Annotated in this window: 13 protein-coding genes; 12 read left to right on the forward strand and 1 reads right to left on the reverse strand. The window is 65.2% G+C overall.

Features of this window, described 5'->3' with window-relative positions:
- On the forward strand, window positions 1-882 hold an 882-nt coding region (locus VDP82_RS07115; protein ID WP_323014156.1), incomplete at its 5' end, for a replication-associated recombination protein A.
- Between the two features lie 26 nt (window positions 883-908).
- Here VDP82_RS07115 and VDP82_RS07120 read toward each other — a convergent pair.
- A complete protein-coding gene (locus VDP82_RS07120) occupies window positions 909-1,217 on the reverse strand; it encodes a hypothetical protein (protein WP_323014157.1) in 309 nt (102 codons plus the stop codon).
- Between the two features lie 193 nt (window positions 1,218-1,410).
- Here VDP82_RS07120 and VDP82_RS07125 point away from each other — a divergent pair, with 193 nt between their 5' ends.
- The 11 genes from VDP82_RS07125 to VDP82_RS07175 all read left to right on the forward strand — a co-directional run bounded on the left by VDP82_RS07125 (window position 1,411) and on the right by VDP82_RS07175 (window position 11,539).
- Window positions 1,411-2,364, forward strand: a complete 954-nt coding sequence (locus tag VDP82_RS07125) for a LysR family transcriptional regulator (RefSeq protein WP_323014158.1) — start codon at window positions 1,411-1,413, stop codon at window positions 2,362-2,364.
- A 103-nt stretch (window positions 2,365-2,467) separates the two neighbouring features.
- The gene (locus tag VDP82_RS07130; RefSeq protein WP_323014159.1) at window positions 2,468-4,444 is read left to right on the forward strand and encodes an AMP-binding protein; all 1,977 of its coding nucleotides are present in this window, start codon (window positions 2,468-2,470) and stop codon (window positions 4,442-4,444) included.
- Window positions 4,445-4,461: 17 nt separating this feature from the next.
- Window positions 4,462-4,902, forward strand: coding sequence for a hypothetical protein (locus VDP82_RS07135; protein WP_323014160.1), 441 nt, complete (start codon window positions 4,462-4,464; stop codon window positions 4,900-4,902).
- Window positions 4,903-4,908: 6 nt separating this feature from the next.
- A complete protein-coding gene (locus tag VDP82_RS07140; protein WP_323014161.1) occupies window positions 4,909-5,643 on the forward strand; it encodes an alpha/beta hydrolase in 735 nt (244 codons plus the stop codon).
- Between the two features lie 17 nt (window positions 5,644-5,660).
- Window positions 5,661-6,575, forward strand: coding sequence for an enoyl-CoA hydratase/isomerase family protein (locus VDP82_RS07145; protein ID WP_323014162.1), 915 nt, complete (start codon window positions 5,661-5,663; stop codon window positions 6,573-6,575).
- 12 nt (window positions 6,576-6,587) lie between these two features.
- A complete protein-coding gene (locus tag VDP82_RS07150) occupies window positions 6,588-7,688 on the forward strand; it encodes a mandelate racemase/muconate lactonizing enzyme family protein (protein ID WP_323014163.1) in 1,101 nt (366 codons plus the stop codon).
- Between the two features lie 38 nt (window positions 7,689-7,726).
- A complete protein-coding gene (locus VDP82_RS07155; protein WP_323014164.1) occupies window positions 7,727-8,893 on the forward strand; it encodes an ABC transporter substrate-binding protein in 1,167 nt (388 codons plus the stop codon).
- A 20-nt stretch (window positions 8,894-8,913) separates the two neighbouring features.
- Window positions 8,914-9,870, forward strand: coding sequence for a branched-chain amino acid ABC transporter permease (locus VDP82_RS07160; RefSeq protein ID WP_323014165.1), 957 nt, complete (start codon window positions 8,914-8,916; stop codon window positions 9,868-9,870).
- The gene (locus tag VDP82_RS07165) at window positions 9,867-10,784 is read left to right on the forward strand and encodes a branched-chain amino acid ABC transporter permease (RefSeq protein ID WP_323014166.1); all 918 of its coding nucleotides are present in this window, start codon (window positions 9,867-9,869) and stop codon (window positions 10,782-10,784) included. Before VDP82_RS07160 ends, VDP82_RS07165 begins: the two co-directional genes overlap by 4 nt.
- The gene (locus tag VDP82_RS07170; protein ID WP_323014167.1) at window positions 10,784-11,239 is read left to right on the forward strand and encodes an ATP-binding cassette domain-containing protein; all 456 of its coding nucleotides are present in this window, start codon (window positions 10,784-10,786) and stop codon (window positions 11,237-11,239) included. Before VDP82_RS07165 ends, VDP82_RS07170 begins: the two co-directional genes overlap by 1 nt.
- A 15-nt stretch (window positions 11,240-11,254) precedes the next feature.
- Window positions 11,255-11,539, forward strand: coding sequence for a hypothetical protein (locus VDP82_RS07175; RefSeq protein ID WP_323014168.1), 285 nt, complete (start codon window positions 11,255-11,257; stop codon window positions 11,537-11,539).
- Window positions 11,540-11,543 lie beyond the last annotated feature (4 nt).

An 11,543-nucleotide genomic window follows, 5' to 3' on the forward strand; every position in this document is an offset into this window, starting at 1 on the left:
TATCATGTGCTGACCCCGGCGCTGGTGTCGCGCTCGACCATCCTCAAGCTCGAACCGCTCTCCATTTCCGAGATGGAACAGATCGTGCGGCGCGGACTGGACCATCTGGCCGCACAGGGGACGACGGTGGAAATGGCCCCCGAACAGGTTCGACGCGTCGCCGGCCGCTCAGGCGGGGATGCGAGGCGCGCCCTGACCACGCTGGAAAGTCTGGCGCTGGGTCATGACGGGCCGGTGCGCATCACCAATGCCATGATCGACGAGGCCTATGCCGCCGCGCCGCTCAATCATGACCGCTCGGGCGATGCGCATTACGATGTGGTGTCGGCCTTCATCAAGTCCATGCGCGGCTCGGATCCCGATGCGACGCTGTATTGGCTGGCCCGGCTGATCCATGGCGGGGAAGATCCGCGCTTCATCGCCCGCCGCATCATGATCCACGCCTCCGAGGATATCGGCCTTGCCGACAATACCGCCCTGCAAACTGCGGTGGCGGCGGCGCAGGCGGTGGAAAAGATCGGCTATCCCGAGGCCCAGATCGTGCTCGCCCATGCGGCGCTGCATGTGGCCCGGGCGCCCAAATCCGCCTCGGCCTGCCGGGGCATCGTGGCGGCATTGCAGATGGTGGCCTCGACCCCACCCGCTTCGGTGCCGCTGCATCTGCGCGATGCTCACTACAAGGGTGCTGAAGCGCTTGGCCATACCGGCTATCGTCTGCCCCATGATGACGCGCGTGGCTGGGTGGAACAGACCTATTCCTCCGTCGCCCGCGGCAGCCTCTACAAGAGCGACGCGCGCGAGGCGGCCACATTCGAAAAGCGCGCCGATGACTATTGGCGCGTCGTGACCGGCCTGCCCCAGCCGCGCAGCCACGAAGAATAGGGCGCCCCTCGGCCCGCGCTTTTTTTTCAGAGTTCGTCGGGATAATGTCCCTTGGTCTGGCCCACCAGCCGGGTCAGCTCGGCGAAGGAGATCGGGTCGCCAGCGGCGCTCCGGGCATTGGCCAGCCGCAGAAATCGTGCTGGAAAGGCCAGTGCGTCGCGTGCGGCCGGCGGCAGGTCCTCAGCGGTTCTTTCCTCGCCGAGGGCGATCTGCTCGGCCTGGGCCATGGCCCGGTCGACCGTCTCGCGGCTCAGAACACCGCGCGCCACCAAGGTCTCCGTCAGGGTCGCCATCACCAGATACATGCCCTGCAATTGCAGATTGGATACGTTCATTGGGGTCTCCTCCCGCTTTCGGCTGAACGTGTGGCGGGGCCGAATGTTCACTTTTCCCGCCCCCAAACGTTAGCACGGGTTAACCGATAGGTGTCCGAAATGGCGCATCCCTGCCACTTTCGTATGCCCCTCGTGACGGGCACAGAATTTGTGCAAGACTGCGCCGGTTCGGACCAGACGGAGAGGCGACGCCATGGAACTCAGGCAGATCAGGTATTTCATCCATGTCGTCCGCCTCAAAAGCGTGAGCAAGGCGGCACGTGCCCTCAACATCGCCCAACCGGCGCTGAGCCGGCATATCCAGTCGCTGGAGTATCAGTTGCGCACACCGCTGCTGATCCGGACACCGCGCGGAGTGAATCCCACCGAGGCAGGCAAGAAGCTTCTGGAGCTGGGGGGCTCGCTGCTCGAACTGGTGGACCAGATCCGCGACGAGGTGGAAAAGTCTCCCGGCGAAATCCGCGGCGATGTCATTGTCGGCATGCCGCCTTCGGTGTCGGGCATGCTGGCCCCCGCCATCATCGACGCCATCCAGAAGAATTATCCCGAGGTGTCGCTGCGCGTCACTGAAGGGCTCAGCATCTTCCTCGAAGAATGGCTGAGCCAGGGTAAGATCGATGTCGCGGTGCTGACCCGCCCGGCTGAGACGCCCAGCCTCGAGCTGTCGCCGCTGGTGCGCGAGCAGATGGTGCTGATCGGGCTTCCGGGCCAGATGCCGCCGGGCAAGTCCGAAGTGCGCCTGGCCGAAATCGCCTCGCTGCCCTTCGCCCTGGCCGATGGATTCTACCGCATCATCGAGCCTTGGTTGACCCAGCTCGACATCAAGCTCAACACCGTCATCGAGGTCGACAGCGTCACGCTCATCAAGGAATTGGTGTCGAGCGGGCTGGCTTTTTCCGTCACCCCTTACGGCTTCGTGCACAAGGATGTGGAAAGCGGCAGGCTGGCCGCATTGCCGCTGGTCGACCCGCCGATCACGCGCGACCTGGTGCTGGCACATCGCGCACGCATCCAGCTTTCCCCGGCCGTCAAGATGGCCCGGCAGGTGATCGCCGATTGCGCGGTCAAGCTCCAGGTCACTGCCCGTCCGCCCGAAAAGCCCAGGCCGGGACGGGGGCGCAGCCGGAGCAATGCCGCAAAGGCATAACAGGAGCGGCATGGCGCGCCATGCCGAATGAGCTTTTCCCGTCCTTCGCCGCGCCCGCTAACGTCGTCTCAAGCCGGAAAACCGGCAGGAGGATACGACGAGAATGGGACAGTTTGCCTGGGAGCCATCGCCTGAGCTTGTTGCGGCGACGACGCTGTCGGCGTTCCTTGCCCAGCACGGCCTTGCCGACCAGCAGGCACTGCAGGCCCGCGCCGATAGCGAACCCCATTGGTATTGGGATGCGCTGATCCGCTTCTTCGATATCCGCTTCGATACGCCCTACGAGAATGTCCTTGACGAAAGTGCTGGCGTTGAGTGGCCGCGCTGGTGCGTGGGCGGCACCACCAATATCGCCTGGAACTGCCTGTCCCGCCATGAGGGCACTCCGCTCTGGCAGGGCGACGCGGTGGTCTGGGAAAGCGAAAAGGGCGAGGCGCTGCGCTGGAGCTTCGCCCGGCTCGACGCGGAAGTGGCGCGCTTGGCCGAGCTGCTGTTAGCGCGGGGCATCGGCCAAGGCGACGTGGTCGGACTCTATCTGCCCATGGTGCCAGAAGCGGTCGCCGCCTTCCTGGCGGTGGTGGAAATCGGCGCCATCGTCATGCCTTTGTTCTCCGGCTTCGGCCGCCGCCCGCTGGTCGATCGTTTCACCGATGCCGGCGCCGTGGCGGTGGTGACATGTCCTTCCTTCCAGCGGCGTGGCAAGGCCGTGCCCATGCACCAGACCGTTCTGGAGGCCGCGGCTGACGCACCCGACCTGCGCCATGTGATCCTTCTCGATCGTGCCGGCGGGCTGGAGCCGGTCAGCCCGCTGGACGAGCTCTGGTGCACTGCCGTGCCGGCCGGCCCGCGCCGACGGCGGCCAGAAATGTTTCCGGCCGAAACCCCGGCCATGTTGATGTACACCTCGGGCACTACCGGCAAGCCCAAGGGCACGGTGCATACCCATTGCGGCATGCTGGCCAAGAATGCGCTCGATATGGGGCTCTGCCTGGACGTCAAGGCAGGCGACCGTCTGATCTGGATGAGCGACATGGGCTGGATCGTCGGCCCCAAGATTTCCATCGGCTGCACCCTGCTCGGCGCCACATTGGTGATGGCCGAGGGCACGCCCGACTGGCCCGAGCAGAACCGTATCTGGCGACTATGCGACCGCCACGGCGTCACCGTCGCCGGCATCGTGCCCACGGCGGTGCGCCAGATGATGCGCTCGGGTATCGATCCTCTCGACGGCGGGCTCGACCTGGGACGATTGCGCACCATCATTTCCAGCGGCGAGCCCTGGACGCCGGAGGCCTGGACCTGGTTCTTCGACACCGTCTGCCGTCGTCAGGTGCCCATCCTCAACTATTCCGGCGGCACCGAATGCGGCGGCGCCATCCTCATCGGCACTCATCACCGCCCGCTCCGTCCCTCCTCCTTCGGCGGTCCCGTGCCGGGTGGCGGCGTCGATATCGTCGATGCCGAGGGCAATTCGCTTCCCGCCGGCGAGGTGGGCGAACTGGTGCTGCGCCGCCCCACCATCGGGGCAACGCGCGGCCTCTGGCGCGACCCCGCACGCTATGTGCAAAGCTATTGGCGGCAGATTCCCGGCGTTTGGGTGCAGGGTGACCTGGCCTCGCGCGAGGCCGATGGCCTGTGGTATCTGCATGGCCGCTCCGACGACACCATCAAATTGGCGGGCAAGCGCACCGGGCCTTCCGAGATCGAGGCGGCGCTGATTGCCACCGGCCTGGTCGATGATGCCGCCGTGGTCGGCATTCCCGACGATATCGCCGGTTCGGCCCTGCTCTGCGTCTGCATCGCCCGCGAGCGCGAGGGGCTTGCCCGTCAGCTCTCCGATGCGCTGGCGCGCGATTTCGGCGCCCCCTATCGGCCCAAGCGTATCGTCTTCGCCAGCGACCTGCCGCGCACGCGCAATCAGAAGATCATGCGCCGGGTCATCCGCTCCATCGCGCTTGGTCAGCCGGCCGGCGATCTGACCTCCCTTTCCAATCCGCAAAGCGTGGAAGACCTGCAAACCGCCTTTGCAGGCGCTCCCGCATTCTCGTCGGGGGCCGATGCCCCCGCACCGTCTCACTAGAAAAGGTATTGTCTCCCATGCGTCGACAGGCTCCTCGCTCCGGCCAGAACTGGATTTTCGACAATTTCATCAAGCTCACCGATGATGAGGACATCCTGCATCCCGGCATGATGGGGGTGCGGCTCGAGCGCGGCTTCAAATATGCCGATATGGAACGCGTCTTCCACCGGGTGAAGGGGCGGCGCTCCTTCCCGCGCGAATGGGCGCGCGAGGCGGCCAAGCAGGAAGGCTTCGGCGACAAGGCGCTGGCAGATGGCAATCGCGTCACCGCTTCGCAGCATTTTCACCGCGCCGCGCTTTACTGGGGCCGCGCCCAACACCTCATCCCGGTCGACGGCAACCCCAAAAAGATCGAGGCGCATGCGCGCATGCAGCGCTGCTACGGCGAGATGATGGCGCTGATGGATGGGACCATCAGCAAGCATGGAGTGCCTTTCGAGAACGGCCAGGACGTCTAGTGCATCGTGCACCGCGCGCCGGGCCCGGGCCCCAAGCCCACCATTGTCTATACGCCCGGCATGGACGCGGCCAAGGAAGACTTCCCCAATCCGTTCAACAATGAATTCACCCGCCGCGGCATGAATATCGTCGCCATGGACGGTCCCGGCCAGGCGGAATGCAATATCAACCGCACCTGGCTCGATGTCGGCAATTACGCCCGCGCCGGCCGCAAGGTCATCGACTTCCTGCTCACCCTGCCCGAAGTGGATCCCGAGCGCATCGGCGTCTTCGGCACCAGCATGGGCACCCGCTACGGCGTCGAGATCGCCGCCGGGGATGATCGCGTCAAGGCCGTGGTGGGGCAGATGCCCAGCGTCGGGCCGAGCGATGTGATCTTCGAGCAGGCCCAGCCCAACTTCAAGCGCATCCACATGTACATGACCAACATCAAGGACGAGGAGAGCTTCGACTCCTTCGTGGAGCGGATGGACGACAATTTCGTCCAGCGCTCGCGCGAGATGAAGTGTCCCTACCTGCTGGTGGGCGGCGACATGGACGAATTGTGCCCGCCCGAGGATATCCAAGCCTTCATGGACAACCTCACCTGCCCCAAGGAGCTATGGCTCTATGAGGATGTCTTCCATCCCGGTGGCGAGATTGCCGCCGATGCCTATCCCGCCATCGCCGACTGGATGTGGGATGCGCTGCATAACGGCCGCCCCGCCGGGCTCGACCGCCGCCTCACCTTTACGCCATGACCAACGAAAGTTCCGCCATGTCTACTCTGTCCGATGCCGTCGCCACCCCCTACAAGGACATCATCTACGAGGTGATCGACCAGGTCGCCTGGATCACCATCGACCGCCCCCATGTGCTTAATGCCTGCCGCGAGCTGACGCTGGACGAGATCGCCCATGCCGTGCAGTCGACCAAGAGCGACCCGTCCATCGCCTGCGCGGTCATCACCGGCTCGGGCGACCGCGCCTTCTGTTCGGGCGGCGATTTCGGCTCGATGATGCGGCTGAACTGGGTCGTGGCCAGCCATTGGAACGACCGCATGCTCAACTGCGCCATGACCCTGCGCGGCGCCCATATCCCCGTCATCGCCATGGTCAATGGCTGGTGCATGGGCGGCGGGCACGAGCTGGCGCTCTGGTGCGATGTCGTCGTCGCCTCCGAGCACGCCATGTTCGGCCAGACGGGGGCCAAGGTCGGCGCTTGCCCCACGGTCGGGGCCACCCAATATATCCCCCGCCTCATCGGCGAGCGCCTCGCCCGCGAGATGATCTTCTGCGCCCGGCGCTTCAACGCCCAGGAAGCGGTGCAGATCGGCCTGGCCAATCATTGCGTGCCGCACGAGCAGTTGCGCTCCAAGACCGAGGAGCTATGCGCCCGAATTCGCTCGCACAGTTCCCAGACCATCCGCATGACCAAGACGTCGCTCAACCACGAATCGGACAATCTCTATTCGTCCTGGCGCGCGGGCATGGAGCTTCTGGCCCATGTCTGGGGCTCGGAAGAGGCCATGGAGGGCATGAACGCCTTCATGGAAAAGCGCGATCCCGACTTCAACCGGTTCCGCGCGCGCAACAAGCAGATGGTGGAGGACTATCTGGCCGGCGTTGACCGGTCCGACGAGACCGAGCTCAAGAATGCCGCGCGGGCGCGCGAGGCCGGCAAGAGCCGCTAGGAAGCCGACCCGATGAAGATCACCCATATCCAGCCGATCTGCATCAGCGTTCCCCTGCGCAAGCCCATGCGCATGGCCGGCCGCGTCTATGAGCGGCTGGACACGGTGCTGGTGCGCCTGGAAACCGAGGGCCGGCATGCCGGATGGGGAGAGGCTTCGGCCGCGCCCCAGCTCACCGGCGAGACGGTGCCGGGCATCGTGGCGGCGGTGGGCCTGTTGGCCGACGCCGTCACCGGCATGGATATGCGCGATCTGGGACGGGTGAGCGTGGTGATCGGCTCGGCGCTTGCCGCCAACCCCGCCGCCAAGGCGGCGGTGGAAGTGGCCGCCTACGATGCGCTGGGCCGTAGTACCGGCCTGCCGCTGCATGCCCTGCTGGGCGGGCGCAGGGCGCATGAGTTCCAGTGCCTGCATCTGCTGGGTGCCGGCGACCCGGCGCAAGACCTGGCCGAAGCGCGCCTCAGGGCCGAGGAGGGCTTTGTCGCGCTCAAATACAAGGTTGCCAATGGCGACATCGCCCAGGAGGCCGAAACGCTGGTGGCGCTGCGCCGCCAGTTGGGCAACGCCATTTTGCTGGGGGCCGACGCCAATGGCGGCTGGTCGCGCGGTGAGGCCGTCCGTTTTCTTGCCCTGGCCCGCGACAGCGCCGCCGATTTCATCGAGCAGCCGGTCGAGCCGGAGGACTACGAGGGCATGGTGCAGGTGGCCCGGGCCAGCGCCCTGCCCATCGGGGCTGATGAGGCCATCCATTCCATCGCCGACATGCGGCGTCTGATCGAGAGCGGCGGCGCAAGCGGCGGCTCGCTCAAGATCATGAAGCTGGCCGGGCTGACACGATGCCTCGATGCCTGCCGGCTGACCCATGCTCTGGGCGGGGAGATCAATCTTTCGGGCAAGGTGGGCGAAACCAGCGTGGCCAATGCGGCCACCCTCGCCATCGCCTCGGCCTGGGGGAGCCCCGGCTGGGGGCTGAGCCTGACCAATGGCTATCTGGCCAGTGATCCCGTTCATCGGCCAATAGAGGTCCGGGCGGGCAGGGCGAGGAGCCTGGATGGCCCCGGCCTGGGCGTGGATATCGATGAAAAACAGTTGGAGCAGCTAGCCACGGCATAGCCGCAAAGACAATCCAGATGACATGCAAGGAGGAGATCATGTCGGATTTGAAGTTTACCCTGTCGCGCCGCGCCCTGTTGGCGGGCTCACTGGCCAGCCTGGCCATGCCCGCCCTCATCCGGCCGGCATTTGCCCAGGGGGAACCGCTGCGCTTCGGCGTCGCCGACCCGCTGACCGGTCCCTCGGCCATTTTCGGCGAGGACCAGATGCAGGCGGTGCGCTGGGCGGTCGAGGACATCAACGCCGCCGGCGGCGTGCACGGCCGGCCGCTCGAGGCCATCATCGTCGATCACCAGGCCAAGCCCGAAGTGGGCATCGCCGTGGTGACGCGCCTGGTGCAGGTCGATCAGGTGCCGGCATATATCACCGCCTTCAGCAATGTGGTGAAGGCGGTGGCTCCCATCGCCAATCGCGAGAAGCGGCTGATGCTGAGCGTGGGCGCCAATTCGCCCGATATCAAGAACCTGGGGGATTACGTCTATACCACCTTCCCGCTGGCCGATGTCGACATGCGCGCCCTGGGCACCTGGCTCTACACCAACCAGGAAAAGCGCCGTGCCGCCGTGCTCTATGTGAACCACGAGACCGGCACCGAGGGCGCCAAGATCTTCCGCGAGGCCTTCACCGCCGCCGGCGGCGAGATCGTGCTCAACGAGTCCTATGAGGAACAGCGCTCCGATTTCACCAGCCTGGTCCTGCAAGTGCGAGCCGCCAATCCCGACGTGGTCCATATCCACAGCGTGGTCAGCGACTTCACCGCCATCGTCGCCCAGATGCGCCAGCTCGGGCTCAACATGCAGGTCACCAGCTTCCAGACCGCCTTCAACCCGCAGATGATCGAGGAACTGGGCGCCGGCGCCGAGGGCATCATCGTCACCGCGCTCGCCCCCTCGGTCGAGGACAATGCCAATCTGCCCGCCTTCCTGCAGCGCTGGCAGGATACCCATGGGCGCGAGCCCAACGGGCTTCCCTATACCCAATATTGGTATGACGCGCCCCATATCCTGGCCAGGGTATTCGAGCGAGTCATCGATAGCGGCGAAGAGATCACCGGCACCAGCATGCGCCAGGCGCTGCTCGATATCGGCGAGTTCGACCTGCCGCTGACCAATAAAATCACCATCAACCCGGATCACACCGTTCAGGCCCCCACCTATTTCTGGCAGGTCAAGGACGGCAAGTTCCAGGTTGTCGGCAAGCTCTAGCCCAACGAAAGCACAGGACGATGAATTTCACACCGGATCTTATCGCCCAACTCGCCTGGACGGGTCTTGCAAGTTCATCGTCCTATTGCCTGTTCGCCCTTGCTTTCGCTCTGGTGCTCAAGGTCAACCGCATCTGGAACTTCGGCCATGCCGGCATCATGGTCGTGGCTTATTTCTCCATGTTGGTGGCGTTCCAGTATCTCGGCCTGCCGCTGGTGCTGGGGCTGGCCTTTGGCACCGTCGCGACCATCGCCGTCTCGGTGGGGCTGGAGAAATGGGGCTTCAACGTCCTGCGTAACCGCAATTCCTCGACGTTGACCTATTTCATCTTCACCATGACCTTCTCCCAGTTCATGATCTATCTGGCCGAGTTGATCTTCGGGACCCATCCCAAGACGCTGTTCGCCTCGATCATGTCGCCGGTGATGCTGGTGGGACCCATCGTCATCAGCCATTGGGACCTGATCGCCATGGCCACGGCGGCGGCTCTTGTGGCCGGCCTGTGGCTGTTCCTGCGCCATACGCGGGAAGGCAAGGCGCTCATTGCCGTGTCCGATGAGCCCGAACTGGCCGAGATGTACGGCATCAGCAAGCAGCGCGCCTATATGGTGGCGATGGCTCTTTCGGCCGTGCTGGTGACCGCCGGCATGTATCTGATGGGCACCAAGACGCCCATGTATCCGGCCACGCCGATGAATCAATATCTGATCCTGGCGGTAATCGCCACGATCCTGGGCGGCATCGGCAATGTCTTCGCCGCCGGCATCGCCGCCATCGTTCTGGCGCTCGTGCAGTCCTTCAGCGTGCTGGTCATCCCCTCCACCTGGCAGGTTCTGCTCCTTTATGTCCTCATTTTCGTGGTGATCGTGGTCTTCCCCCGCGGCGTCGTGCTCAAGCTGCCCCGCCGAGGGCCGGCCCGCGCCGCCGGGGCGCTCGCATCCCAGCCCGCGGATCACGCCCAGGGAGGCAAGCCGTGATCGAATTCCTTCTGACCCTGGCCATATTGGCCGGCATCAACGTGCTGCTGGCCAGCGGCTTCAATCTCATCCTGGGCTATGGCGGCCTGGTGAGCGTCGCCCATCCGGTGTTCTACGCGCTGGGGGCCTATGTCTCGGCGCTGCTGTCCATGCATCTGGGCCTGCCGGTGCCGCTGGCCATCCTGTGCGGCGCCATCTTCGCCGCCATCGCCTCGTTCGGCCTGTCGCTGCCCTCGCTGCGCGTCTCGGGAGATTATCTCGTCATCGCCAGCCTGGGCTTCCAGCTCGGCATCGTCCATATCATCAACAATCTCGAAATCACCGGGGCGGCGAGCGGGCTTTCCAACATCACCTCGGTGATCGAAGGACCCTATCGCTCCTGGATCTATGCCGGCGTCGTCATCCTCGTCGCCGCCCTGGCCATCCTGGCCATACGCTGGCTGGTGTCGGGCCCCTATGGCCGCGCCATCACCGCCATGCGCAATGACGAGGAGGCGCTGGCCGGCATCGGGCGCAACGCCATCAACATCAAGGTGACGCTGTTTGCGCTGGGCTCAGGCCTGGCCGGCCTGGCCGGCGGCCTTTATGCCCATTACTTCCTGTTCCTCACGCCCGACCAGTTCGGCATCTTCGCCTCGGCGGCGCTGCTGACCATGGTGGTGGTGGGCGGCGCGGCGACGGTGCGCGGGCCGATCCTGGGGGCCATCCTGCTCACCCTGCTGCCCGAGGCCATCCGTTTCCTCAACCTGCCGGTCGCGGCGTTGGGAGCGCTCCAGGGCGTCTTTTTCACCGGCCTGGTCATCTTCTTCCTGTTCACCCGTCCCGAAGGATTGTTCGGCGGCAAAACCACCGGCGGCCTGCAGGCCTGGCGGGGGAGCACCGCCGTCCGCCCCCGGGCCAAGGAGGCCAAGTGATGTTGCAGGCTCGTGGACTGACCAAGCGTTTCGGCGGCATCGTGGTGGCGCAGGATCTCGATCTCGATCTGGTGCCCGGCGAGGTGGTGGCCCTGATCGGCCCGAACGGCGCCGGCAAGACGACGCTGTTCAACATGCTGACCGGCTTCGTGCGGCCCGACCAGGGCAGCATAAGTTTTGCCGATCTTCGCATCGAAAACCTGCCCTCCTATCGGCGGGCGCGGCTCGGCCTTGCCCGCACCTGGCAGCGGCCGCGCCTGTTCGAAAGCCTGTCGCTGCTCGACAATGTCATCGTGGCCGGGCGCGATTATCCCGGCGAACGCCTGACCAATCTGGTCTTTGCCCCCGGCCGCATCCGCGAACGCGAAAAGGCCGGCCATGCGGAAGCAATGCACCTGCTCGAGCGGGTGGGGCTCGCCCATCGCGCCGACAGCATTGCCACACAACTCTCCTAGGGCCAGCAGAAGCTGGTGGGCCTGGCCCGGGCGCTGATGAATGACGGGCGCTGCATCCTGCTCGACGAGCCCATGGCCGGGGTCGAGGGGCGCACGGTGGAAACCATGAAGAAAGTGGTGCGCGACGAAGCCGCCGCCGGCAAGGCCGTGTGCATCGTCGAGCACAATATCGGCTTCATCCGCGACATGTGCGACCGCGCCGTCTTCATGTTCAATGGCCGCATCGTGGCCTCCGGCTCGGTCGAGGACCTGCTGGCCGACCAGCGCCTCACCGCCCTTTATTTCGGATCGAAATCATGACGAC

Source organism: Devosia sp., assembly GCF_034675085.1.
Taxonomy (GTDB): domain Bacteria; phylum Pseudomonadota; class Alphaproteobacteria; order Rhizobiales; family Devosiaceae; genus Devosia.

Bases quoted from the DNA above. Each gene is read 5' to 3' on its own strand.
- VDP82_RS07120 (WP_323014157.1), bottom strand. From the start codon at position 1,217: ATGAACGTATCCAATCTGCAATTGCAGGGCATGTATCTGGTGATGGCG.
- VDP82_RS07125 (WP_323014158.1), top strand. From the start codon at position 1,411: ATGGAACTCAGGCAGATCAGGTATTTCATCCATGTCGTCCGCCTCAAA.
- VDP82_RS07130 (WP_323014159.1), top strand. From the start codon at position 2,468: ATGGGACAGTTTGCCTGGGAGCCATCGCCTGAGCTTGTTGCGGCGACG.
- VDP82_RS07135 (WP_323014160.1), top strand. From the start codon at position 4,462: ATGCGTCGACAGGCTCCTCGCTCCGGCCAGAACTGGATTTTCGACAAT.
- VDP82_RS07145 (WP_323014162.1), top strand. From the start codon at position 5,661: ATGTCTACTCTGTCCGATGCCGTCGCCACCCCCTACAAGGACATCATC.
- VDP82_RS07150 (WP_323014163.1), top strand. From the start codon at position 6,588: ATGAAGATCACCCATATCCAGCCGATCTGCATCAGCGTTCCCCTGCGC.
- VDP82_RS07155 (WP_323014164.1), top strand. From the start codon at position 7,727: ATGTCGGATTTGAAGTTTACCCTGTCGCGCCGCGCCCTGTTGGCGGGC.
- VDP82_RS07160 (WP_323014165.1), top strand. From the start codon at position 8,914: ATGAATTTCACACCGGATCTTATCGCCCAACTCGCCTGGACGGGTCTT.
- VDP82_RS07170 (WP_323014167.1), top strand. From the start codon at position 10,784: ATGTTGCAGGCTCGTGGACTGACCAAGCGTTTCGGCGGCATCGTGGTG.